Raw genomic sequence first — 23869 nt, forward strand, 5'->3', positions numbered from 1 at the left:
ATGAGCGGAACCTCCGCGCAGCGCATGCAACCGGGGGCAGGCGATACCCGGGGACGACAGTGGCGTAGCGTCGCCTTGGTGATGGCCGTGGTGGCCGTGTTCGCGGCCATCCATCAGGTCATCCTCAACCGGGCGCATCCCGATGCGCTTTACATGGACTCGCTGCGTCTGCTGTTCCAGCTTGACCAATGGCAGGCGGGACGGCTTTCGACATTCGACTTCTGGGGAGGGTCCTCGCACCGCGGATTCGTGAACCAATTGTTCCTATGGGCGAACGTCAGCCTTTTTGATCTTGACGTACTGCTTGCCAATCGCTTGACCGGCGTTGTGATCTCTGCCGTCGCGGCGTGCCTGTGCATGTCTTGGATGGCTGACATGCGACACCAGCCCGGCCCGCAGCGTCCGGCGCTGAATGTGATCGTGATGGTGATCGTGGCGGCGCTGTGCTTCAGCTGGGCCGGCTACGAATTGCTGACCCTCGATCTCGGCCTGCCGCTATGGACGAAAAATCTTGCGTTCGTTGGATTCTTCTGTGGCCACGCCCACCTGCTTTCCGGGCGCTCGCGCCGTCCAGCGGTGTGGTTGGTGGCTCTCGTGCTGGCTGCACCAGTGATCGTCCTGGTGTGTGGCATGGGCTGGAACTATGCCTTCGTAGGGGCCGTGCTGATCGTTCAGGTGTTCTCGTTCCTGCCAGCGTGGAGGGCTGAAGGACGCTGGACCGGGGTTCTTCCGAGCGCGGCGGTGGTGATCTCGATGGTGGTTTACCTGCTCAGCGGATCGGTCACCGATGCGTCCACCCGTAATGGTCTCAACGTCGGCATGGATACGCCGGTGCTGCTTCTGTATGCGATGGGCTCCACGCTGGGATACCGCGAAGCGGTCCTGCTGGGAGGAAAGCTGCCTTTAGTGACCATCGCCGTGCTGGGCGGCATCCTGCTGGTGGTCGGCACGGTCGCAGCCGTTTCCTGGCTGCGCCGGGGTGCGCCGGGATCGCGATTGCCGCTGCTGCTGGTCCTTTACGGTGTGCTGATTGCCGCTTCGCTGACATTGGCGCGTGGTGTTGAAGGCCCGTTCGGGGTGATGGCGTCGCGTTACTACATGGACCTGGTGCTGGGCCTCGTGGGGGTAATCTGGCTCGCCGCACGCGAACTGCAGGCTGCACCCCGGCGCGCAGTCGGATGGAACGTGCTGGTGGGGGCCTTGTTGTCGGGCGTCCTGGTAACCCAGATGCTCACCTATGCCCAGGAGTGGAAAGCCAGTCCCTTCCGCGAAAGCATCTTCGCGGCCATGAACAAGGCGTTGTTGCGGGGCGTTCCCGACGATGCCGCCGCCAGCCTGCTGCAGGCGCAGCTGGAGTACGGGCGAAAGGGCGCCAACGTCATGCGTGAGCGTCATCTGGCGCTTTACGCCGACGGCGCTGTGACCGAGTGCTCCACGCGCAAGATCGAGTACACGCAAGGCTGGCACGCGGCTGAAGGCGCCGCGCGCTGGAGTGGCGCGAACGCGTCGCTTGCGCTTCCGCCCTGCGGCTGCGCCTATTTCGCGGAACTGTATGTGCCCGAGGGTCAATCCGAACGTCGTGTGCGTATCAGCACGGCAGCGGGCAGCGAAGATGTTCTGACCATACAGCCAGGCCAGGCGGCGCGCGCTCGCGTGGGCAATGAGCGTGCCCAGCTTGCGGTCGACCCGGTCATCATTCCCATCCGCGATCAGCCGGGAAGCAGCGACAGTCGCGAGTTGGGCGTGCTTCTGACCGGCTTCTCGGTCAGCTGCGAGGTGCCGTGACCGTGGCCGGGAAAAAGAAGGGTGCGTTACCGTTCGCAACGGGCGCGCCGGGGCCGCTGCAGCGTCTGATCAAGGACCAGCGGGTGTTGTTTCTTCTGGTGGGAGGTGGCAACACCGCGTTCAGCACGGCGCTGTTTGCCTGCTTGGTGCTCCTTCTGGGGCCGGACGTGCCGTCAGTGGTCAGCTTGGGCATTGCCTGGGTGGTGTCCCTGGTGCTGGTGTTCTTCGTGTACCGGCGGCTGGTCTTCCGGGTCACCGGCAATGGCTGGGGTGACTTCCTGCGCTTCAGCAGCGTCAATGTCGGCAGCCTGCTGCTGAACATCGGAGCATTGGCTTTGCTTGCCGATGTTCTCGGGTTGCCGGCCATCCCCACCCAGATCGGGATCACGGTATTGGTGGTGGTCTTCAACTATATCGGCCACAAGCATTTCTCGTTCCGGCGACGATCCGAACCACCCACTGCGGAGAAAAAGGAATGAACCCACGTGTTTCTGTCGTCGTGCCGGCATACCGGAACGTCGAATACCTGGCGCAGACGCTGGACTCGATCCTTGCGCAGGACTATGACAATTTCGAGCTTGTCGTGGCTGATCATTCCTCCAACGACGGTACCGACACGTTGCTGGAACGCTATGCCGATCATCCAAAGGTTCGCATTCTGACGCCCACACCCACCGGCGGCGGTGCCAAAGCCAACTGGGACCGGGTCAGCATGGCGGCGCGCGGCGAGCTGATGAAGCTGGTCTGCGGCGACGACCTGATTGCTCCCAATGCCCTCAGCCGCCAAGTCGCGGCGCTTGATGCGTACCCGTCAGCGGTGCTGGTCGCCAGCAAGCGCGACCTTGTGGACGCGCAAGGCAGGATAGTGATCGCCGCGCGTGGCCTCGGTTCACTTCAGGGACTGGTGCGTGGGCGTGACGCAGTGCGCGCGTCGGTGCTTGCCGGCACCAACCTCTTCGGTGAGCCCGGCTGCGTGATGTTTCGGCGGGAACTGCTTGTCCAGGCCGGAGGCTGGGACAACGCACATCCTTACCTGATCGACCAGGCGAGCTATTCGGCGATCATGCTGCAGGGCGATATGGTGGCATTGCGCGAAAGCCTGGCCAGTTTCCGCATCAATGCAGGACAGTGGAGCGTGAGACTGATGAATGATCAGGCGCAGCAGGCAATTGAATTCCACAACGCGCTTGCTGCGGCTGATCCGAAGCTGCTGTCGCCCATGACGCTGCGCGTGGGGAACCTGAAAGCGCGGCTGATGGCGCACGCAAGGCGCCTGACCTACCTGTGGCTGGGACGCCGGATGGGCACGGCCTGAGGTTACGGCCATGCCGTCGGTTCAGGGGCGATCGTCTTCGTCCCGGCCTTCCACGTTGGTCGTGCGTCCGATGATGTACTGCGGGCGGTTGTTGATGTTCAGCAGCACGCGGCCTGTGTACTCGCCGATGACGCCGAGTGCCAGCAACTGCAGGCCGCCCATGAACAGGATGGTGATGATCAGCGACGGCCAGCCCACCGGCATCTGCGGACTGTGCAGCTTCTGCCAGAGCACTACCACGGCCAGCAGGAATGCCACGCACGAAGCCAGCACGCCGGCCAGCGAGACAAAGCGCAACGGTACGATGGAAAAGCTGGTCGCCATCTGCAGCCAGAGCGAAATCGACTTGCTCAGGCTATAACCAGAGTGGCCATCGCTTCGCGCATGGTGCTGGCCGAGAAGGGTTGCGATGCGTTTGGGGCTGGTGCTCTGCACCAACAGTCCGTCGAGATAGACAAAGGGCCCCTCGTAGCGCCGGGCTTCTTCAGCCAGTTCACGCACGAAACCCCGGAAAGGCGACAGATACAAGCCCTCCGGCTTCTTCAGCAAGCGTGCGGCGACCATGTCGTTGAACCGGCTGCCTGCGCGTTTCCACAATGCATGTTTGCGGCCTTCGAACTGTACGTAACAGAGGTCGGCGCCATCGCGCAGGGTTTGCAGGATGCGTGGAACGTCGGCCGGATCGTGCTGCAGATCATCGTCCATCGTGACGATGTAGCGGCCTCGTGCGAAGCCGAGGCCGGCCATGATCGCATTGTGCTGGCCGGCATTGCGACGCAGGTCCACGCCGATCAGCCACGGACGCGTGCGGGCTTCGTCGCGGATGACATGCCAGGCATTGTCGGGGCCGGCGTCGTGTACGAGTACTACTTCGAAGCCGTCTACGCCCAGCACAGGTACCAGCACTTCCTCCAAGCGGGCCACGAGGCTCGGCAGGATCGAGGCACTGCCATAGACAGGAATGACGATGGAGAGTTCAGGCTTCATGGCAGGCGCCGTAATATTTCTGGATCACGCGGAGTGGATAGTCTGGCCCAAAATCGACTCCGATGTCTCGAGCAACCTGCTCGGACAGCGTGCTGTCGATCGCCATTGCTTCGCCACGGTCCACCAGCACGCGGCGCGCGCTGCGACCCAGCACCTGCTCGAACAGGTCGACGATGCGGGGCATCGGGAGTGACCACGGTGAAGCGATGGCGACCACCGGCGGCGGGGCACCATCGAGGATATGGGTGGCGATGGCGGCGACATCGTCGATGTCGATCAGATTGCGTTGCGCCCCTGCCCACAGCGTCAGCTGCCGTTCCTGCAGGATACAGTCCCTGAGGAAATTGGTGAGGGTATTCGGGTTGAGCGTACGGCCTACGACCTGCGGCAGGCGCAGTACGGTGCCGCGGCCGGAACCGATGACCAGCGCTTCCATTTCCCGCTTGTGCTGGAAGTAGACTGAGTGCTCTTTGGCGTTGACCACGTTGCAGCTGCCGAAGTAGACCAGCCGCCGCTGGCCATCGGCCAGGTAGCCGCCCAGCATGTCGTGCTCGCGCGCAAATGCCGCTGGGTCTTTCTCATTCGAGTTGGAGACGCCGGAGGCGAAAATGACCGTCGAATCGTCCTTTGCGTAGCGCTGTGCGAACGCGCGGGCCACCAGTCCCGAACCGACGATCATCTGGTGAGGGCCTCGGGCCAGCGGGTGGTGGAGGTCATCTGCATTTTAGGGCCATCCATGAGGTTCAGGCCCATGGGGCCGGTGACAAGAAAACAGACGCCAGCTGGCGTACTGCCTGTGGGCATGATCGATCGGGGGCGGCGAGGCCGCGCCCGATCGTATCATCCGGCCTTCAACCCAAGGCGGCTTCCAGCTCCGGCAGCAGCGTGAACAGGTCGCCAACGAGTCCGATATCCGCAATCTCGAAGATCGGCGAATCTGGATCCTTGTTGATCGCGACGATGGTACCAGCATCCTTGATACCGGTCAGATGCTGGATCGCACCACTGATGCCAATTGCCACATACAGCTCCGGCGCAATGATTTTGCCCGTCTGGCCAACCTGCAGTTCATTGGGCACATAGCCCGCATCCACGGCGGCGCGCGAGGCACCCACTGCAGCACCCAGCTTGTCAGCCAGCTGGTAGATCACCTTGAAGTTCTCTTCCGAACCGACGCCGCGGCCACCAGACACCACACGCTTGGCGCTCTGCAGGTCAGGACGGTCGCTGCTGGCCGCGGCCAAGCCCACGAAACGGGTATGGGTCGGCAGGGTCGCCTCGACAGCCAGCGCTTCCACGCTGGCGCTGCCGCCGCTAGCGGCTTCCGGCCAGGAGGCGCTGCGCACGGTCGCGACCACCGTCTGGTCGGCCGGCGCCTCGACGGTAATGATCGCATTGCCGGCGTAGATCGGGCGCTTGAAGGTATGGCTCCCTTCCACCGACATCAGATCGGAGACCTGGGCGACGCCCAGCAGGGCGGCCACGCAGGGCATGAGATCCTTGCCGAAGGTGGTGGACGGACCGAAGACATGGCTGTAACCATCTGCTGCCTTGGCGATCTGCGGCGCCAGCACCTGCGCGATCGGGTTGGCATTGGCAGCGTTGGCCACGGTCAGCACCTTGGACACACCGCTGATCCTGGCCGCGTCTGCGGCAACGGCCGCTGGATCGGCGGCCAGCACCAGCACATGAACCTCAGCACCAGCCACGGCCGAAGCAGCGCTGACGGTCTTGGCGGTGGCGGCGTTGAGCTTGCCGTCGTGGTGCTCGGCGATGACGAGAATCCTGCTCATTACAGCAACCCCTTCTGCTTGAGTGCGGCCACCAGTTCGGCGGCATCCTTGACCATTACGCCCTTGCTGCGCTTGCCAGGTGCGGCATAGGTGGTGGTCTTCAGCGTATCGACGGCTTCAACGCCGAGGTCGGCCAGCTGCAGGGTTTCCAGCGGCTTGGCCTTGGCCTTCATGATGTCGGGCAGCTTGATGAAGCGCGGCTCGTTCAGGCGCAGGTCGGTGGTTATAACGGCCGGCAGATCCACTTCCAGCGTTTCCAGGCCGGCGTCGACTTCGCGGGTCACCGTGGCCTTGCCATCAGCGATCTCCAGCTTGCTGGCGAAGGTCGCCTGCGGTCGGCCCCAGATCGTGGCGAGCATCTGGCCGGTCTGGTTGGCGTCATCATCGATGGCCTGCTTGCCGAGGATGACCAGCTCGGGTTGCTCCTTCTCGATCAGCTTGAGCAGGGCGCGCGCCGCCGTCAGCGGCTGGATCGCCTGGTCGGTGACGATGTGGATGGCGCGATTGGCACCCATGGCCAAGCCGTTGCGCAGATGCGGCTGGGCATCGGCCGGGGCGATGGTGGCAACGATGACTTCGCTGGCGATGCCCTTGTCGCGCAGGCGCAGGGCTTCTTCCAGTGCGATTTCATCGAAGGGATTCGGGGACAGCTTGACCCCGTCAGTCACCACGCCGGACCCATCCGGCTTGACCTGAATGCGGACGTTGTAGTCCACCACGCGCTTGTATGCGACGAGGATTTTCATCTGCTACAGGATCCTTATAGTGCCGGTCGCTGGCCGGCTTGCAGTCAAGGGAACTTCCGGTCGGCTTCCGGTCCTGGAAGCAGCAACCGGTTCGGAGGTTGGGTCCCGATTCTAACTGGCGATTGGCTACCATGCGAATGCGTATGGTGAGGCGCCCGATATTGCATTGCGGCATGACCGGCGTATTCATCCTCCGAGCACGTCTTACGGTAAGTGGCGTTGTATCCTTTGAGGATGAGTTGGTCGGGCCATGGAGGCCCGGACACGCAACCCCTCAATAGGAGAACAGGTAGTGCCCACATGGCTTGTCACCGGCGGTGCCGGATTCATTGGCGGTAATTTCGTCCTCGAGGCAGCCGCACGCGGCGTCAAGGTCATCAATCTCGATGCCCTGACCTATGCGGGCAACCTGAAGACCCTGTCCACACTCGACGGTAATCCCGATCACGTGTTCGTGGAAGGTGATATCGGCGACAGCGCCCTGGTCACCCGCCTGCTTGCAGAGCATCAGCCCGATGCCGTGCTGAACTTTGCTGCCGAAAGCCACGTCGATCGTTCGATCGACGGCCCAGGCGCCTTCATCCAGACCAATGTGGTGGGTACGCTCGGCCTGCTGGAAGCGGTGCGCGATTACTGGAAGGCATTGCCGGCCGACAAGGGTGAGGCGTTCCGCTTCCTGCATGTGTCCACCGATGAGGTGTATGGCACGCTTGGTGAGACCGGCAAGTTCAGCGAAACGACCCCCTACGCGCCGAATTCGCCGTATTCGGCGTCCAAAGCCGCGTCGGATCACCTGGTGCGCGCCTTCCACCATACGTACGGCTTGCCGGTGCTGACCACCAACTGTTCGAACAATTACGGGCCGTACCACTTCCCCGAGAAGCTGATCCCGCTGGTGATCGCCAAGGCGCTGGCCGGTGAGCCGCTGCCGGTATACGGTGATGGCAAGCAGGTGCGCGACTGGTTGTTCGTGTCCGATCACTGCGAAGCGATCCGTACCGTGCTGGCCAAGGGACGCGTCGGCGAGACCTACAACGTGGGCGGCAACTCCGAGAAACAGAATATTGAAGTGGTGCAGGCCATCTGTGCGCTGTTGGACGCACGTCGTCCGCGTGATGACGGCCAGCCGCGCAGCAGCCAGATCACCTACGTCACCGACCGTCCCGGCCACGACCGACGCTATGCGATCGACGCCTCCAAGTTGAAGGACGAGCTTGGCTGGGAGCCGGCGTACACCTTCGAGCAGGGCATCGGCTTCACCGTCGACTGGTACCTGGACAACCAGGAATGGGTGAACGGCGTGCTGGATGGCAGTTATCGCCTGCAGCGCATCGGCACCACCGCCTGAGCCTACAAGGACCTCGTACCCATGACGCAGACGCAGCGTAAAGGCATCATCCTGGCTGGCGGCTCCGGCACCCGGCTGTACCCGATCACCAAGGGCGTCAGCAAGCAGTTGCTGCCGGTCTATGACAAGCCGATGATCTATTACCCGCTCAGCGTGTTGATGCTGGCCGGAATCCGCGAAGTATTGATCATCAACACGCCTCACGAGCAGGCGCTGTTCCAGCACATGCTGGGCGACGGCTCGCAGTGGGGCATGGACATCCAGTACGCCGCCCAGCCAAGCCCGGATGGCTTGGCGCAGGCCTACCTGATCGGCCGTGACTTCCTGGACGGCAAGCCCAGCTGCCTGGTGCTCGGTGACAACGTGTTCCACGGTCACGGCCTGACAGAGGTGCTGAAGCGGGCCGATGCGCGTGCCGATGGTGCCACCGTGTTCGGTTATTGGGTCAACGATCCCGAACGTTACGGCGTGGCCGAGTTCGACGACAATGGCAAGGTGATCGGCCTGGTCGAGAAGCCGATCAAGCCGCGTTCCAACTACGCGGTGACCGGTCTGTACTTCTACGACGGCAAGGCCAGTGAGTACGCTGCTGAACTGAAGCCCTCACCCCGCGGTGAGCTGGAAATCACCGATCTCAACCAGCGTTATCTGGACGAGGGTGCACTGCACCTGGAGCCGTTGGGCCGCGGCTACGCGTGGCTGGATACCGGTACCCACCAATCGCTGCTGGAAGCCTCCAACTTCATCGAAACCATCCAGACCCGGCAGGGCCTGCAGGTGTGCTGTCCGGAGGAAATTGCCTTCGGTAACGGCTGGATAAATGCCGAGCAGCTGGAAGCACTTGCCGCGCCGCTGATCAAGAATGGCTACGGCCAGTACCTGCATGCGCTCGCCGTCCGAGGAAGTGTTGTATGAAGATCATCGAGACCAAACTGCCGGGCTGCGTGGTCATCGAGCCGGCCGTATTCGGCGATGAACGTGGCTACTTCTTCGAAACCTGGAATGCCGAGCGGTTCGGCCAGCACGGCCTGCCGACGAAATTTGTGCAGAGCAATGTATCCACCTCGGCGAAGGGCGTGCTGCGTGGCCTGCACTACCAGTGGCCACGGCCGCAGGGCAAGCTGGTCAGCGTGCTGGAGGGAGAGGTGTACGACGTCGCGCTGGATATCCGCCGCGGCTCGCCGACTTTCGGCCAGTGGGAAGCCGTCGTGCTGAGCGCGGAGAACAAGAAGCAGTTCTGGATCCCGGAGGGATTTGCTCATGGGTTTGCCGTGCTGTCCGAGCGGGCGGTCTTCAGCTACCTGTGCACCGACGTGTATGTAAAGGAAGCCGACGCCGGCGTGCGTTGGAACGATGCCGACGTGGCGGTCGACTGGCCGATCTCCGACCCGACGTTGTCGGCAAAGGATGAAGCCGCCCCGTTCCTGAAGGACATCGCCGAAGAGCGCCTGCCGGTGTTCCAGGCATGACGATCCTGGTGTTCGGCGGCAACGGCCAGGTAGGCCAGGAGCTGCTGCGTTCGCTGGCACCGTTGGGTGACGTGGTGGCCACAACGCGTAGCGGCGTGTTGCCGGATGGCAGTGCGTGCGAGGTCGCAGATTTCAACCAGCCTGATTCGCTGGTCGCGTTGCTTGATCGCCTGCAGCCATCCACCGTGGTCAATGCCGCCGCCTACACGGCGGTGGACAAGGCAGAACAGGACGTTGATGCGGCATTCCGCGCGAACGCAGAAGCCCCTGGCGTCATCGCACGCTGGTGTGCCCATGCGGGCGTGCCGTTCGTGCATTACTCCACCGACTATGTATTCGATGGTGAAGGCACGGCGCCCTATCGGGAAGATCAGCGGACGGCGCCACTGGGTGTCTATGGCACCAGCAAGCGCGATGGCGAAGAGGCCGTGCGTGCTGCAGGCGGCCGGCACCTGATCTTCCGCACCGCGTGGGTATACGCCTCGCACGGTGCCAATTTCCTGCGCACCATGCTGCGCGTGGGGGCAGAGCGCGACGCGCTGCGTGTCGTAGCGGACCAGATCGGTACGCCGACCCCCGCCGCGCTGATCGCCGATGTCACGACGCAGGCACTACAGTATTCCGGTGCCCTGTCCGGCACGTGGCACCTGACTGCTTCCGGCCAGACCAGTTGGCATGGTTTTGCCGAGGCGATCTTTGCCGAAGCGCTCGCGCGTGGCGTATTGGCAAAGGTACCGAGCGTTGAAGCAATTGCCAGTTCGGAATACCCCACGCCAGCCAAGCGGCCGTCGTGGTCGGTGCTGGACAATCGCAAGCTGCAGCAGGATTTCGAGATCGTGCTGCCGTCGTGGCAGGTCGGCCTGAAGCGGGTGATTGGCGAAATCGCCTGATACTGCATCGTAGGTGTTCGCACCGCGTCTGGAGTAAAGCCCCCTTGTTGTCCAAGGGGGCGCACCAATGGCGCGGGGGATAAGATGGAATGCGCGGACGCAGGGTCGGCTACTGCCGACCGTACGTATCTTCGAAGCGCACGATATCGTCTTCGCCAAGGTAGCTGCCGGACTGCACTTCGATCAACTCCAGCGGCAGGCGTCCCGGGTTGCGCAGGCGGTGCGTCACGCCCAGCGGGATGTAGGTGCTCTGGTTCTCGCTCAGCAACAGCACTTCTTCGCCACGCGTGACTTCGGCGGTGCCACTCACAACGATCCAATGCTCTGCGCGGTGATGGTGCATCTGCAGGCTGAGCGTGCCACCGGGCTTGACCGTGATGCGCTTGACCTGGAAACGTGCGCCGTTGTCGATCGAATCGTAAGCGCCCCACGGCCGATACACCTTGCGGTGCCAGGTGGCTTCGCTGCGTCCTTCGGCCTTCAGTCGGGCAACCACCGCCTTGACCTCCTGCATGCGGTCGCCCTTGCCGACCAGTACCGCATCGTCGGTCTCCACCACGATCACATCGTCCAGCCCGACCATCGCCACCAGGCGCTGGCCGTAGGCGTACGTGTTGCGGCAGTCGATCGCGATGACATCGCCCTGGTGCGCGTTGCCGTCGCCGTCCTGCTGCGATACATCGCGCAGTGCGGTCCATGACCCGACGTCGTTCCAGCCAGCGTCCAGCGGCACCACCACGGCGTCGGCGGTCTTTTCCATCACCGCATAATCGATGGAATCTGACGGCACTGCCGCGAAGGCCTCTTTGTCCAGCCGGGTGAAGTCTGCTTCGCGCCGCGACTTCTCCCACGCGTCACGACTGCCGGCCAGCATTGCCGGCTGGAAACGTTCAAGCTCCTGCAGGTAACGCGACGCCTTGAACAGGAACATGCCGCTGTTCCAGTAGTACTGGCCACTGGCCACATAGTCGGTCGCAGTAGCGAGGTCCGGTTTCTCGACGAAACGCTCGACCGCGCGGGCGCCTTCGCCGGCGGCCGCCTTGATGTAGCCATAGCCGGTCTCGGGCCCGGTTGGCACGATGCCGAAGGTCACCAGCTTGCCGGCCTCGGCTGCGCTGGCGGCATGTTCGACCGCGCGCAGGAAGGCGGCCTCATCACTGATCACGTGATCCGAAGGCAGCACGAGCAGCAGCGCATCGGCGCCATCGCGGGTAGCCTCCAGTGCCGCCACCGCAATGGCGGGAGCGGTATTGCGCCCCAGCGGCTCCAGGATGATCGCGGCAGGTTGCGCACCCACCTGCTGCAACTGCTCGGCGGCAACGAAGCGATGTTCCTCATTGGCAACAATCAGTGGACCACGTGTGGAGATTGCCGCGACGCGCTTCCACGTCGCCTGCAGCATCGTCAACTCGCTGGCCAACGGCAGGAACTGCTTTGGGTAGGCCTCGCGCGACAGCGGCCAGAGGCGAGTTCCGGATCCACCGGAAAGGATGACAGCCTGGATAGTGTTCATTTCAGTTCCATTGAGTGGTGATTACTGCTGCAGCAGCGTAGCGATCTCATCGGTGCGTGCCTTGAGCAGCGCCGCATCGCCCCGCGTCTCCACGTTCAGACGCAGCAGCGGCTCGGTATTGGAGCTGCGCAGGTTGAAGCGCCATTCGCCGAAATCGGCGCTGATGCCGTCGGTGTGGTCCAGCGCAGGCGCTTGCGAAGCGAAGTGTTCCATCACGCGGCCCACCGCGACCTTGGCATCAGCGACCTTGAAGTTGATCTCGCCGCTGCAGGGATAGGCGGCCATGCGGTCCTCCACCCAGTCGGCCAGCGACTTGCCGCTTTCCGACACGAGTGCGGCAATCAGCAGCCACGGGATCATGCCGGAGTCGGCATAGGCGAACTCGCGGAAATAATGGTGCGCACTCATTTCGCCGCCGTACACCGCATCTTCGGCGCGCATTTTTTCCTTGATGAAGGCATGGCCGCTTTTGCACAGGACCGGAATGCCGCCGGCCTGTTCGACCATCTCGACGGTATTCCAGGTCAGGCGCGGATCGTGCACGACCTTGCCGCCCGGATGGCGCTTCAATGCCGCCTGTGCCAGCAGGCCGACCAGGTAATAGCCTTCGATGAAACGGCCGGTATGGTCGAAGAAGAAGCAGCGGTCGAAATCGCCATCCCACGCGATGCCGAAGTCCGCGCCATGTTCACGCACCGCTTCTGCGGTGGCGGCGCGGTTCTCCGTCAGCAGCGGATTGGGAATGCCATTGGGGAAGTTGCCATCCGGCTCATGGTTGATGCGGATGAACTCCAGCGGCAGGTGCGGGGCCAGCAGGTCGACGATGGCGCCTGCGCCGCCGTTGCCGGCGTTGACCACCAGCTTCAATGGTTTCATTGCGGCGACATCCACATACGACAGCAGGTGCTGGATGTAGGCGCTCTTGTCGTGCTGCTCGCTCTGTCCACCGACCGGCGGCAGTGCGTCTGCGGTGTCGGCCGCCACGGCGTCGGAGATGGCAAACAGGCCGGTGTCCGAGCTGATCGGACGGGCGTGTTCGCGCACCAGCTTCATGCCGTTGTAGTCCATCGGGTTATGGCTGGCGGTGACCATGACGCCACCGGCGGCCTGCAGGTGGTCGGTCTGGAAGTACACCTCTTCGGTGCCGCACAGCCCGATATCGATGACCTCGCGACCCGCGCCGCGCAGGCCCACTACCAGTGCATCCTGCAGGGCACCACTGGTCAGGCGCACGTCGTGGCCGACAACCACGGCCCCGGCGTCCAGCTGGTCCGCAAGCGCCACGCCGATGCGGCGGGCGAGGTCTTCGTTGAGTTCGTCCGGCACGCGGCCGCGGATGTCATAGGCTTTGAAAGCGGGAAGGGGCATGGAGTCAGTTCCTTTGGGGGGCCAGCCCTGTAGTTTATACGCCGATGTGTAGGCGAACCGTTGTCATGGGCACCCGGCACCGGCTCGGAGGCGGGTCATTCATGAGCGGCCTTCCGCGCCCCCTTGCCCTTTTTGGCCGGTGCCCCCGGTAAGGGCTCCAGCAACGCATTCAGGTCACTCTCGCTGAAACCGGGCCCCGACGCGCTGCCGTTTTCGAGGATCGAATCCGCCAGCGACGCTTTACGCTGCTGCAGTTCGGTGATCCGTTCCTCGATGCTGCCAGCGGCGATCAGGCGGTAGACGAAGACGGGCTTGTCCTGGCCGATCCGATGGGCGCGGTCGCTGGCCTGGTTCTCGGCGGCCGGGTTCCACCAGGGGTCGAAGTGGATGACCGTATCGGCCGCGGTCAGGTTCAGGCCGACACCACCTGCCTTGAGGCTGATCAGGAAGATCGGCACCTCTCCCTGCATGAACTGGCGCACCGGAGTGGCGCGGTCACGGGTGTCGCCGGTCAGGGTGACAAATGCCAGGTCACTCTTCTCCAAGGCCTGCGCGATCAGCTCCAGCATGCGCGTGAACTGCGAGAACACCAGGATGCGCCGACCTTCCTCCACCATCTCCGGCAGCAGCGTCATCAGCAGGTCGAGCTTGGCTGACCCCTGCGTCCGTGGCGCGGCGTCACCGGGCAGCAGGCGCGGATCGCAGCAGACCTGACGCAGCTTCAGCAGTGCGTCGAGCACGACGATGTGGCTTTTCGCCAAGCCCTTGCCGGCGACGGCCTCCCGCACCTTTTCCTGCATGGCGGAGCGCACGGTCTCGTACAGGTCACGCTGGCTGCCTTCCAGTGCCACGTGGCGTGTGATCACGGTCTTGGGTGGCAGTTCGGTCGCGACCTGGTCCTTGCGTCGGCGCAGGATGAACGGACGCACCCGCTGCGCCAGCAACTGGGCGCGCTGGGCGTCAGCGCTGCGCTCGATTGGATGGCGCCAGTGCTGGTTGAACAGTTTCTCGCTGCCGAGCAGGCCTGGCAGCACGAAATCGATGTGGGTCCACAGCTCGCCCAGGTGGTTTTCCAAGGGCGTGCCGGTCAGACACAGCCGATGCCGGCTCTGCAGCGTGCGCAGGGTGATCGCCGCGCGTGCCTTGGCATTCTTCACCTGCTGGGCTTCGTCGAGGATCAGCAGGTGGTAAGGATGCGCCTGCAGCGCGGCCTCATCCCGCCAGACAAGCGGGTAGGTGGTCAGCACGAGGTCATGGGCGGGAATCTGTTCGAACAGCGCCTCACGCGCGGGGCCATGCAGGACCAGCACGCGCAGACCGGGTGCAAAGCGCGCGGCCTCTTCCTGCCAGTTGAACAGCAGCGAGGTCGGCATCACGACCAGCGCAGGCCGGTCAAGGCGCCCGCTCTCCTTCTCCAGCAGTACGTGCGCGAGGGTCTGCAGGGTCTTGCCCAGGCCCATGTCATCGGCCAGGATGCCGCCGAGTTCCTGCTGGCGCAGGTACTGCAGCCAAGCCAGGCCATCCAGCTGATAGGGGCGCAACGCGGCTGCCAGACCGACCGGTGCCGTAACGGCCTGCGGCGTGGGTTCCTGCAGCAGCCGCTGCACCATCGCGCGGGTATCGACGGCACCGCGCAGCTGCAGGCTTCCGGACTGTTGCAGGGCCTGCAGACGCCCCCTGTCGCGCGCGGAAATCCGCAGCGGTCCCGCCCCCTTGCCGAGCAGGTCGCCGAGCAGCGCAACGACGGGCTTCAGCCGCTTGGCCTGGAAGGACAGCGCACCGGCGTCGGTGGACGCAATCAGGATGCGTTCGTCATCGTCGATCGCATCCAGTGGCCCACGCGTCCAGCGCGGATCGCTCTGCAGCAGCTGCGCCAGCATCGGGGCGAGTGCCACCGTCTGGCCATCTACCTCGATGTCCAGTGCGACCGTCATCCAACCCGCGGCTGTGCCGTCGAGCTCTACATCCCAGAGCACGCTGTCCACCACGGTGATCCGATGGCGGAAATCCTCCGGTACGGTGATCACCCATCCCAGCGCCTGCAGCTTGGGCAGCTCGTGCAGCATGAAGCTGCCCCAGTCGTAGGAGCGCAGGAAGAAATGGGGGCCGGCCCCACTGAGCAGGGCCGGGGAATGGGGATGGCGATGCAGCCCGCTGCGACGAAGCTCGCTCTCGCGGCGGGCTTCCTCGGCCGTGTCGCGCGGCAGCAGCTCCATCGCTCCATCCGTACCGCGCACGAAGCGCGAAGAATCATCCAGGTGCTTGAAGTGGTCACCGTAGGCGAAGGAGACGGTGGCGAACTCCAGGCGCTGCGCCTGCCCTCTGCGCGCACCCCACGCATGCTGCTGTTCTTCGGTATGCAGCATCAGGTGCGGAATCATGCCGTCCACTTGGGCGATGGGTAGCGCATCAGCTGTAGCCGGCGGGAGGGGCAGGGCAGCGTACAGCTGCTGCAGCAGCTGCGCGGTCAGCGTATGTTCGTCGGGCAGCAGGGGCGGCAGATCCCGTGCGCGCGGCGTGCTGGTCATGCCATTCCGACAGGCGGGTGAGCAGCTCGGCGCGCACCGGTTGCGCGTCCTGTGGCAACGCCGCCTCGCTTTCTTCTTCGGGCCCGTGCAGGGCCCGCATCATGACCGCGGCCACATGCTTGCAGTTGTCGCCCACCGGACAGCTGCAGCGACCGTGCAGGCGACTGAGTGGGTGACGCAGGCTGGTCCGCAGGTCGATGGCAACGCGATAGGGCCGGGTCTCCGTTCCCTCTACTTCAGCACGCAGCATGTCCCCTTCCGTGCGCAGGTCATGCACCCGATCCAGATAGGCCATCGCCTTGGTGATGGTGCGGTCGTCGAGCCAGCGATACAGATCAACTTCATTGAACAGGGCGGACATCAGCAAGGTTCCAGCAGGTCGGCGCCTTGCCGCACATCAATGTGCAGACCGTGCCAGGGATCATCAGTTTACGAACTGTGTCCATCGCGGCAAATGCTGCGTCGCACCCCAGCCGTGCACCGGGGTGCCGGTAGAATGCCGTCATCCTTACCGTGCGGAACAGTAATGCCATGGATACTCCCGGTACCGGCAGCAAGCGTGACAAACGACATGCCAGCGCGGCGCTTGCGCTGCAGGGCGTGGTCGCCGACGGCCAGACCCTTGCGGTGGGCGGCTTCGGCCTGTGCGGCATCCCCGAGGCCCTGATCGCCGCATTGAGGGACAGTGGCGTCACCGGCCTGACAGTGATCTCCAACAACGCCGGCGTGGACGGTTTCGGCCTTGGGCAACTGCTGGCCACCCGGCAGATCCGCAAGATGATTTCATCCTACGTGGGCGAGAACAAAGAGTTCGAGCGGCAGTTCCTGGCCGGTGAGCTGGAGCTGGAGTTCAACCCGCAGGGCACGCTGGCCGAGCGCCTGCGCGCCGGTGGCGCGGGCATCCCGGCCTTCTTCACCGCCACCGGCTACGGCACGGTAGTGGCCGAGGGCAAGGAAACCCGCGAGTTTGATGGCCGCCACTACGTGATGGAAACCGCACTGCGTGCGGACGTGGCGTTGATCAAGGCATGGAAGGCGGACGAAGCCGGCAATCTGGTGTTCCGCCGCACGGCGCGCAATTTCAATCCGGCGTGCGCGATGGCCGGCAAGGTCTGCATCGCCGAGGTGGAGGAGGTGGTGCCGGTGGGCAGCATCGATCCGGACCAGGTGCACCTGCCCGGCATCTACGTGCATCGCATCGTGCACAACGCGCATCCTGAAAAGCGCATCGAACAGCGCACCGTCCGTACGGAGAACACCTGACATGGCCTGGACCCGTGATGAAATGGCGGCCCGCGCGGCGCGCGAACTGACCGACGGTGCGTACGTGAACCTGGGAATCGGCCTGCCGACCCTGGTCGCCAATCATATTCCGGAGGGCGTCGATGTCTGGTTGCAGTCCGAGAATGGCCTGCTCGGGATCGGCCCGTTCCCCACAGAAGCCGAGATCGATCCGGACCTGATCAATGCCGGCAAGCAGACAGTGACCGCGCGCGCCGGTGCCAGCTATTTCGGCAGTGACGACAGCTTCGCGATGATCCGCGGCGGGCATGTGAACCTGGCCATCCTGGGCGCCATGCAGGTGACCGATAGTGGCGACCTGGCCAACTGGATGGTGCCCGGCAAGATGGTCAAGGGCATGGGCGGCGCCATGGACCTGGTAGCTGGCGTGCAGCGCGTGGTGGTGCTGATGGAGCACACCGCGAAGAACGGCGAGCACAAGATCCTGAAGGCGTGCTCGCTGCCTTTGACCGGGGTGGGCGTGGTCGACCGCATCATCACCGACCTGGCAGTCTTCGATGTCACCGACGCCGGACTGGTGCTGGTGGAAACCGCGCCGGGTGTGGAAGAAGCCGAGTTGCTTGAAAAGACCGGCGCGCCGTTCAAGCGCGCCTGACGACCTTGCTGTTCCCACAGGACCTGCCCGATGCCGATGTCCGCCACCTTCCGGGGTGGCTGCCGTCGGCACAGGCGCATGAACTGCTGGTCGCACTGCTGCACGACATCCCGTGGGAAGTCCATCGCATCCGCATGTTCGGTCGCTGGGTCGATTCGCCCCGGTTGAGCTGCTGGATGGGCGATCCGGATGCCCGCTATCGCTATTCGGGCGCGGACTTCCAGCCCCACCCGTGGAGTGCCCTGCTGCGGCCGGTGCGCGATCGGCTGCAGGATGCACTGGATGCGCGTTTCAACAGCGTGCTGCTGAACCGGTACCGCAACGGTGCAGACAGCATGGGCTGGCACAGTGATGATGAGCCGGAGTTGGGGCATGCACCGGTGATCGCATCGCTGAGCCTGGGTGCATCACGACGCTTCCTGCTGCGGCGACGCGAAGAGCATGCGCGAAAGGCGGAGTATCTGCTCGGTCACGGCGATCTGCTGGTAATGGGAGGAGATACCCAGCGGTATTACCAGCATGCCGTACCGCTGACGACCCGCTCGCAGGAGGAGCGGGTAAACCTGACATTCCGCCTGATTACCTCACGACAGGCCCAGCCGGCCGGCTGAGCAAGCCCGCGTCCGTATCCTGCTTCCCCGTCGTCAACGCCCAGCCCACCACCTCCGCCGTCAGCGCGTTCATGCCGCGCTCGAATGCGGCCGCGACGGCCGGCACGTCGGTGCTGCCCACCGGCTGTTCCTGGCGGAACGTACGGTCGGCCACCACGCGCTGGTCCACGACGTGGATCAGCTTGGTGTTGATCTCGATCAGCACCGTCGGCGTCGGCTGGCCCCGGTAGTCCGATTCAAACCGGCGGATATCCGTGGCGAGGCGGTAATCGGCACGGATGCCGGCGGCGGATCGGGCTACGCCGGCAATGCGGCCGGAATCCTCAAAGCCGCGCAGCAGCGCGTCCTCCATCATGTCGGTGGCCGGCTGTGCCCACGTGGCACCGCTGTAGATTTCCAGCTCGGCCGGCGTAGGCCGCACGTTGATGCGCGGGCTGTCGACCATGCGCGTCGCGCTTGGCTTGGACAGCACCAGCTGCCAGGCCACGGTCGGCCAGGAAGGGTCGACCTTGACCTGCAGGGCAGGCGCATAGATGGTCACGGCGTTGCGATCGCCGCCCGCCAGGATCGAACAACCGGCCAGGCTGGCCAGCAGGGCGGCCGGCAGCAGCAGGCGCGTCAGGGACAGGGATGGCATGCGGTTCATTCGGGTTCGAACTCCTTCGGTGCGTCGCGGCCGAGCAGGTAGCGCGCGGGATTGTTCTCAAGACGGTCGCTGACCCGGCGCAGATCGCGGATCAGCCCGCGCAGTTCGGTCAGGGTCGGGCCCAGCTGGCCCAAGCCATCGCTGGCAAAGCTGTTGATCGCTGCGCGGTTCTCTCCAAGGATCGAATCAGCATTGCCGGCCGCCGAATCCATCTTGGTCATCGTGGCGTCCAGCTTGTCGATGATGCCCGGCAGCTGCTGCACCAGATTCTGGTCCAGACGCTTCATGGTGCCGTTGGTGGTCTTCAGGGTTTCATCCAGGCTGCGTGCGGCATTGCGCGCGCTGAGCAGCAGGGCCTGGGTACCCTGGTCGCGGTCGGCGAGGCCGCCGCTGATGGTTTCGATGTTGGCCAGCGTGGCATTGATCGCGGCCACGTTGCGGTCACTGAGCACCTGGTCCATGCGCTCGACGATCCGGTTGGCCACGTCGGTGATGTTCTGCAGCGCCGACGGCGTGGTCGGGATGATCGGGTACGGATCCTTGTTCACCGAGGTCAGCGCCGGCGACTGCGGAGTGCCGCCACTGAGCTGGATGATCGACGGGCCGGTCAGGCTGGTGATGGCCAGCTTGGCGCGGGTGTCGGTCTTTACCGGGGTGGTGGAGTTCAGGCGGATCTTGGCGACCACCTGGCGCGGATCATCCGGCACCAGGCTGAGCTCGGTGATCGAGCCCACCGCGATGCCGTTGTACTGCACCGGGCTGCCGACGGTCAGGCCGGTCACCGCTTCACGGAAGACCACGCGGTACTCCTGCCAGGTCCGGTCCGACGAATACTTGGCTGCCCACAGGCCGAAGGCCAGCAGGGCCAGGCCGGTGATCAGGGTGAACGCGCCGATCAGCACGTAGTTGGCTTTTGTTTCCATGACTCAGGCACTCTCGGTCTGTTCGCCGCGCGCGGCACGCGCACGAGGTCCGTGGAAATATTCCTGGATCCACGGATGGTCCAGTTTTTCGATCTCGGCCAGCGGTGCGTTGGCCACGACCTTGCGGTCCGCCAGCACCGCCACCCGGTCACAGATGGCATACAACGTGTCCAGATCGTGTGTGATCAGGAATACGGTCAGGCCCAGCGCTTCCTGCAAGGTCTTGATCAGGCGGTCAAACGCGGCCGCGCCGATCGGGTCGAGTCCGGCGGTGGGTTCGTCCAGGAACAGCAGCGGCGGGTCCAGTGCAAGCGCACGTGCCAGGCCGGCACGTTTGCGCATGCCACCGGACAACTGCGATGGCAGCTTGTTGATCGCATCCGCCGGCAGGCCGGCCAGTTTCACTTTCAGCAGGGCCAGCTCGTAGTGCCAGCGCTCCGGCAATTCGCGGTGGTGCTCTTTAAGCGGCACCTGCACGTTCTCGCCCACGGTCAGCGACGAGAACAACGCGCCATCCTGGAACAGCACACCGGTGTTGCGCTGGATGTGCAGGCGGCTGTCGGCATCACCGCCGCGCGCATCCCGTCCCAATACTTCGATCTGCCCTTCGTCCGGTGTACGCAGGCCCAGGATCGAGCGCATCAGCACAGATTTACCCGTGCCCGAGCCGCCGACCACGCCCAGGATCTCGCCGCGACGCACGTCGAGGTCCAGGTCTTCGTGCACAGTCTGCGTGCCGAAGCGATTCACCAGCCCGCGCACGCGTATCGCAAGGTTGCCCTCATCGCCGCTGCGTTCGTCGCCAGCGGGAGCGGGAGTAGCGTTCAATTCGTCCACGGTCACCAGCCCACCTGCATGAACCACAGCGCCGCAAAGGCGTCGAGGATGATCACCAGCGAAATGGCCTGGACCACGCTGGATGTCGTGCGCTCCCCGACGGACTGCGCGGTGCCTTCGACTTTAAGGCCTTCCAGGCAGCCGATCAGGCCGATCACCAAGGCGAACACGGGGGCCTTGGACAGGCCGACCAGCATGTTGCGTACTTCCATCGTGTCGTACATGCGCGCGATGTACATCTGCGGCGGGATATCCAGGTCGAAGGCACCCACGGTGATACCGCCCGCCAAGCCAGCGATCATCGCGATGAAGGTCAGCAGCGGCAGTGTAATGAGCAGGGCCACGATGCGCGGCAGCACCAGCAGGTCCATCGGGTCCAGGCCGAGCGTGCGCATCGCATCGATTTCCTCGCGTGCCTTCATCGCGCCGATCTGCGCGGTGAACGCGCTGGCGGTGCGGCCGGCGAGGACGATGGCGGTCAGCAGTACCGCGAACTCACGCAGGAAGGCGATGCTGACCAGCTCCACCACGTAGATCTCCGCGCCGAAGTCACGCAGGATCGTCGAGCCGAGGAAGGCGATCACCGCGCCGACCAGATAGGAGAGCAGCGCCACCAGCGGGACGGCGTCCAGGCCGACCTGTTCCATCTGGTGCACGGTAGCGGTCAGCCGGAATCGACGCGGTTCCTTGACCAGCCGGGCGCCCTTGACCAGGCTTTCACCGAGGAAGCTGGCCAGCGCGACGATGTTCTGTCCGGTAGCGTGCATGCTGCGGCCCAGACGTTCCAGTGCGGCCAGTACGCCGAGATCGCGTTTCTTCTTGGGCCGGTCGTCGGCCACCTCTTCGATGGTGCTGACCAGGGCTTGATGGTCCTCGCGGAACTGCACGGCATCGGGCTGCAGGTCAGCGCGGTGCGCGACCCGCAGCAGTTGCAGCACGCCGGCCGAGTCCAACTGGTCGATGCCGGTGGCATCGATACGGGTCAGCGGTTGGGGCAGGTCGCGCAGGACCTCGGCCGACTGCAGCGCCGTATGCAGCGTCCAGCGTCCGGACAAGCGGATGCTGCCGGGCTGGTCGGCGTCGATTTCGATCTGGGGTGCGGTGTCGGTGGTCATGGTCGGCATCAAGGATGCAGCATAGCGTGTGCATGTCGCATGCAGCGTAGGTCCTGTCCGAATGTCCTTCTGCACGGGGCGGGGCTGGGTGATACTACCGCGCATGCCTGTCGACGCCTCTCCCATCACCTCGCCCCCGGCCACCTATGCGCAGCGGGTGGCCTTCGTCTGCGAAATCGCCGGACGCCTGCACAGCTATGGAACGACGGCGCAGCGCCTGGAGGCGGCCGTGGTGGCGTTGGCGCAGCAGCTGGGGCTGGATTGTGAGCCGTGGTCGAACCCGACCGGCATCATCCTCAGTTTCAGCGACCCGGCCAAGGCCATCGGTTCCAGTGACATCACCCGGGTGATCCGCCTGGCACCGGGCGAGAACGATCTGCATAAACTCAGCGTCGCCGACCGGATCGCCGAGGATGTCGCCAATGGGCGCATGAGCCTGGCGCAAGGGCACACCGCGCTGCGCCAGCTCGATGCCGATCCCGGCATGCGCGGCAAGATCAAGGAAGTGCTGTCCTACAGCCTGGGCGCGGCCGGCGTGGCGGGTCTTTGGAAACTGCCTTGGCTGGATATCGCGACCGCTGGCGTGATCGGTCTGCTGATCGGCCTGCTGGGCCGCTGGACCAGCCAGCGCGCGGCAACCAAGGAAGCGAGCGAGGCCTTGGCGGCACTGCTGGCGGGCCTGGTGGCGACGCTGGTGGCGACCTACGTGGGTGCGTTGAACCTCAACACGGTGGTGATCGCGTCATTGGTGATCCTGTTGCCGGGTATGTCGCTGACCAACGCGGTCAATGAACTGGCCAGCCAACATTGGGTGTCCGGCACGGCGCGGGTGGCCGGTGCACTGACCACGATCATGAAGCTCACCGTCGGCGCGATGATCGCGGTGACGCTGGCTGACGTGATCGGCCTGGATCCGGTGGTACGCGCGTCGCGTCCGCAGGGGGCATGGGTGGAATGGAGTGCGCTGCTGATCGCTGCGATCGCCTTCGCCATGCTGTTCAAGGCCAGCCGTCGGGACTTCCCGTGGGTGCTGGCGGCCTGCGTGGCGGGTTATGCGATCTCCAAGTTCGCCGGTCATGCGTGGGGTGCGCCTGCGGGTATCTTCCTGTCGGCGATGCTGCTCACTGCGGCGGGCAATCTGTTTGGTCGCGTGGTGCAGCGGCCGGGGGCGATCATCCGCCTGCCGGGCATCATCATGATGGTGCCCGGCAGCACCAGTCTGCGCGGGGTGCTGACCTTGGTGCAGCAGCAGGACGTGGGGGCGGGACAGGGGGTGTTCCTGACGGTGCTCAACGTGGTGATGGCGCTGGTGGCGGGACTGTTGTTCGGCAATCTGCTGATACCGGCGCGCAAGACGTTGTAACGGTGGCGAACGGGCTGGGCCCCCTCGCGGCTGGCAGCTTGTTCGTTAGCTGTCCGGGGCAGGGCCGGGCGGGGAGCCTATGCGGGGCACGCGCAAGTACGTCCATGTAGCTCTTCGCGGCTCCTGCCGCTCAAGGCCCCGCACAGCCCCCCGCCCGGCCCTCGGACACGATCCGGTGACTGCCAGGCCGCGTATGAAAGAGAGATGGGGCATAAAAAAACGCCGGCTTTGCAGCCGGCGTTTTTTCAGATCGGTCGGCCTTTTCAGGCTTTCTTGATCAGGTATTCCTCGACCTTCTTGCCCTTGCTCGTCAGCTCGGCCAACCAGCGCGGCTGCTTGCCACGGCCGGTCCAGGTTTCCTTGGTGTTGGCCGGGTTGCGGTACTTCGGTGCCACCTTGCCCAGCTTGCGGCCGGCGGTTTTCGACGGGGCCTTGGTCGCGGCCTTGCGGGCGCGCGGGGCGGGAGCGCCACCGAACAGTTCTTCGATGCTGTAGCCCTCAACCTTCGCCAGCTTTTCCAGCTGTGCGCGCACCTTGGTGATCGGGCGGCGCTTGGCGACGATGGTCTGCTGCTTCTTGGCGGTGCGGATCAGTGCGCCAAGTTCGCGTGCCGACAGACCGGTCAGATCAATACTCATGCAGTGCTCCAGATAATAGGGAAGGGTCTGCCAGTCCGTGGCTCGGGCCCAAGAGTAATGCGCATTTCCGGCAAGCACAAACAAAATCGTGAATCGG

Annotated in this window: 24 protein-coding genes and 1 pseudogene; 11 read left to right on the plus strand and 14 right to left on the minus strand. The window is 64.4% G+C overall.

From position 1 onward, the window contains the following. Genes IFT58_RS16855 through IFT58_RS16865 form a run of 3 tightly spaced genes read left to right on the plus strand, consistent with a single transcriptional unit; the run spans window position 1 to window position 3100 of the window. Window positions 1-1785, plus strand: coding sequence for a hypothetical protein (locus tag IFT58_RS16855; protein WP_192081126.1), 1785 nt, complete (start codon window positions 1-3; stop codon window positions 1783-1785). Between the two features lie 2 nt (window positions 1786-1787). Next, window positions 1788-2264, plus strand: a complete 477-nt coding sequence (locus IFT58_RS16860; protein ID WP_197974059.1) for a GtrA family protein — start codon at window positions 1788-1790, stop codon at window positions 2262-2264. Next, window positions 2261-3100, plus strand: coding sequence for a glycosyltransferase family A protein (locus IFT58_RS16865; RefSeq protein ID WP_192096254.1), 840 nt, complete (start codon window positions 2261-2263; stop codon window positions 3098-3100). The genes IFT58_RS16860 and IFT58_RS16865 overlap by 4 nt, the downstream gene beginning before the upstream one ends. 21 nt (window positions 3101-3121) lie before the next feature. On the opposite strand, the gene IFT58_RS16870 is transcribed toward IFT58_RS16865, so the two are convergent. From IFT58_RS16870 to IFT58_RS16885, 4 genes are all read right to left on the minus strand, one after another. Beyond that, a complete protein-coding gene (locus tag IFT58_RS16870) occupies window positions 3122-4087 on the minus strand; it encodes a glycosyltransferase family 2 protein (protein ID WP_192081129.1) in 966 nt (321 codons plus the stop codon). Then, window positions 4077-4745, minus strand: coding sequence for an NAD(P)-dependent oxidoreductase (locus IFT58_RS16875; protein WP_192096256.1), 669 nt, complete (start codon window positions 4743-4745; stop codon window positions 4077-4079). Before IFT58_RS16875 ends, IFT58_RS16870 begins: the two co-directional genes overlap by 11 nt. 193 nt (window positions 4746-4938) lie before the next feature. Then, window positions 4939-5880, minus strand: a complete 942-nt coding sequence (locus IFT58_RS16880; RefSeq protein ID WP_192081131.1) for an electron transfer flavoprotein subunit alpha/FixB family protein — start codon at window positions 5878-5880, stop codon at window positions 4939-4941. Continuing rightward, window positions 5880-6626, minus strand: coding sequence for an electron transfer flavoprotein subunit beta/FixA family protein (locus IFT58_RS16885; RefSeq protein WP_192081132.1), 747 nt, complete (start codon window positions 6624-6626; stop codon window positions 5880-5882). Before IFT58_RS16885 ends, IFT58_RS16880 begins: the two co-directional genes overlap by 1 nt. Window positions 6627-6918: 292 nt before the next feature. Between IFT58_RS16885 and rfbB the strand changes: the two genes are divergently transcribed. Genes rfbB through rfbD form a run of 4 tightly spaced genes read left to right on the plus strand, consistent with a single transcriptional unit; the run spans window position 6919 to window position 10333 of the window. Next, window positions 6919-7974: a dTDP-glucose 4,6-dehydratase gene (gene rfbB / locus IFT58_RS16890; protein ID WP_192081133.1), complete on the plus strand. Its 1056-nt coding sequence runs from the start codon at window positions 6919-6921 to the stop codon at window positions 7972-7974. A 21-nt stretch (window positions 7975-7995) separates the two neighbouring features. After that, a complete protein-coding gene (gene rfbA, locus IFT58_RS16895) occupies window positions 7996-8889 on the plus strand; it encodes a glucose-1-phosphate thymidylyltransferase RfbA (protein WP_192081134.1) in 894 nt (297 codons plus the stop codon). Continuing rightward, a complete protein-coding gene (rfbC, locus tag IFT58_RS16900) occupies window positions 8886-9443 on the plus strand; it encodes a dTDP-4-dehydrorhamnose 3,5-epimerase (protein WP_192081135.1) in 558 nt (185 codons plus the stop codon). Before rfbA ends, rfbC begins: the two co-directional genes overlap by 4 nt. Next, window positions 9440-10333 carry a dTDP-4-dehydrorhamnose reductase gene (rfbD, locus tag IFT58_RS16905; protein WP_192096258.1) on the plus strand — a complete coding sequence of 298 codons (894 nt, stop codon included), beginning with the start codon at window positions 9440-9442 and terminating at the stop codon, window positions 10331-10333. The genes rfbC and rfbD overlap by 4 nt, the downstream gene beginning before the upstream one ends. 109 nt (window positions 10334-10442) lie before the next feature. Here rfbD and IFT58_RS16910 read toward each other — a convergent pair whose 3' ends face one another. From IFT58_RS16910 to IFT58_RS16925, 5 genes are all read right to left on the minus strand, one after another. Continuing rightward, window positions 10443-11846, minus strand: a complete 1404-nt coding sequence (locus tag IFT58_RS16910) for a mannose-1-phosphate guanylyltransferase/mannose-6-phosphate isomerase (protein WP_192081137.1) — start codon at window positions 11844-11846, stop codon at window positions 10443-10445. A 21-nt stretch (window positions 11847-11867) separates the two neighbouring features. Next, on the minus strand, window positions 11868-13214 hold the full coding sequence (locus tag IFT58_RS16915; protein WP_192096260.1) for a phosphomannomutase: 1347 nt from the start codon (window positions 13212-13214) through the stop codon (window positions 11868-11870). A 95-nt stretch (window positions 13215-13309) separates the two neighbouring features. Continuing rightward, on the minus strand, window positions 13310-15742 hold the full coding sequence (locus tag IFT58_RS16920) for a DEAD/DEAH box helicase (protein ID WP_249405737.1): 2433 nt from the start codon (window positions 15740-15742) through the stop codon (window positions 13310-13312). Further along, window positions 15624-16103, minus strand: coding sequence for an SWIM zinc finger family protein (locus IFT58_RS18870; RefSeq protein WP_249405738.1), 480 nt, complete (start codon window positions 16101-16103; stop codon window positions 15624-15626). The genes IFT58_RS16920 and IFT58_RS18870 overlap by 119 nt, the downstream gene beginning before the upstream one ends. Further along, window positions 16084-16275, minus strand: coding sequence for a hypothetical protein (locus IFT58_RS16925; protein ID WP_192096261.1), 192 nt, complete (start codon window positions 16273-16275; stop codon window positions 16084-16086). Before IFT58_RS16925 ends, IFT58_RS18870 begins: the two co-directional genes overlap by 20 nt. On the opposite strand from IFT58_RS16925, the gene IFT58_RS16930 reads away from it, so the two are divergent. Genes IFT58_RS16930 through IFT58_RS16940 form a run of 3 tightly spaced genes read left to right on the plus strand, consistent with a single transcriptional unit; the run spans window position 16274 to window position 18250 of the window. Further along, window positions 16274-17005, plus strand: a complete 732-nt coding sequence (locus tag IFT58_RS16930; RefSeq protein ID WP_192081140.1) for a CoA transferase subunit A — start codon at window positions 16274-16276, stop codon at window positions 17003-17005. The genes IFT58_RS16925 and IFT58_RS16930 overlap by 2 nt on opposite strands. A 1-nt stretch (window position 17006) precedes the next feature. After that, window positions 17007-17639 (plus strand): CoA transferase subunit B, encoded by a 633-nt coding sequence (locus IFT58_RS16935; RefSeq protein WP_192096263.1) that lies wholly within the window; start codon window positions 17007-17009, stop codon window positions 17637-17639. Window positions 17640-17644: 5 nt separating this feature from the next. Beyond that, on the plus strand, window positions 17645-18250 hold the full coding sequence (locus IFT58_RS16940) for an alpha-ketoglutarate-dependent dioxygenase AlkB (protein ID WP_192081142.1): 606 nt from the start codon (window positions 17645-17647) through the stop codon (window positions 18248-18250). Here IFT58_RS16940 and IFT58_RS16945 read toward each other — a convergent pair. The 4 genes from IFT58_RS16945 to IFT58_RS16960 are packed head-to-tail and all read right to left on the minus strand — an operon-like array spanning window position 18219 to window position 21780. Then, entirely contained in the window at window positions 18219-18887 is a 669-nt protein-coding gene (locus IFT58_RS16945; RefSeq protein WP_192081143.1) for an ABC-type transport auxiliary lipoprotein family protein, read from the minus strand. The two genes, IFT58_RS16940 and IFT58_RS16945, sit on opposite strands and share 32 nt — an antisense overlap. Window positions 18888-18892: 5 nt before the next feature. Next, window positions 18893-19819, minus strand: coding sequence for an MlaD family protein (locus IFT58_RS16950; RefSeq protein ID WP_188326010.1), 927 nt, complete (start codon window positions 19817-19819; stop codon window positions 18893-18895). Window positions 19820-19822: 3 nt separating this feature from the next. Next, window positions 19823-20647 carry an ABC transporter ATP-binding protein gene (locus tag IFT58_RS16955; RefSeq protein WP_192096280.1) on the minus strand — a complete coding sequence of 275 codons (825 nt, stop codon included), beginning with the start codon at window positions 20645-20647 and terminating at the stop codon, window positions 19823-19825. Between the two features lie 11 nt (window positions 20648-20658). Further along, on the minus strand, window positions 20659-21780 hold the full coding sequence (locus IFT58_RS16960; protein ID WP_188326011.1) for an MlaE family lipid ABC transporter permease subunit: 1122 nt from the start codon (window positions 21778-21780) through the stop codon (window positions 20659-20661). A gap of 94 nt (window positions 21781-21874) precedes the next feature. Here IFT58_RS16960 and IFT58_RS16965 point away from each other — a divergent pair, with 94 nt between their 5' ends. Continuing rightward, window positions 21875-23134 (plus strand): threonine/serine exporter family protein, encoded by a 1260-nt coding sequence (locus tag IFT58_RS16965; RefSeq protein ID WP_188326012.1) that lies wholly within the window; start codon window positions 21875-21877, stop codon window positions 23132-23134. Window positions 23135-23403: 269 nt separating this feature from the next. On the opposite strand, the pseudogene IFT58_RS16970 reads toward IFT58_RS16965, so the two are convergent. Continuing rightward, window positions 23404-23772, minus strand: a pseudogene (locus IFT58_RS16970) (H-NS histone family protein); the annotation flags it as partial. Between the last annotated feature and the right edge of the window lie 97 nt (window positions 23773-23869).

Origin of the sequence: Stenotrophomonas sp. CFBP 13718, assembly GCF_014842145.1 — a bacterium.
GTDB lineage: Bacteria > Pseudomonadota > Gammaproteobacteria > Xanthomonadales > Xanthomonadaceae > Stenotrophomonas.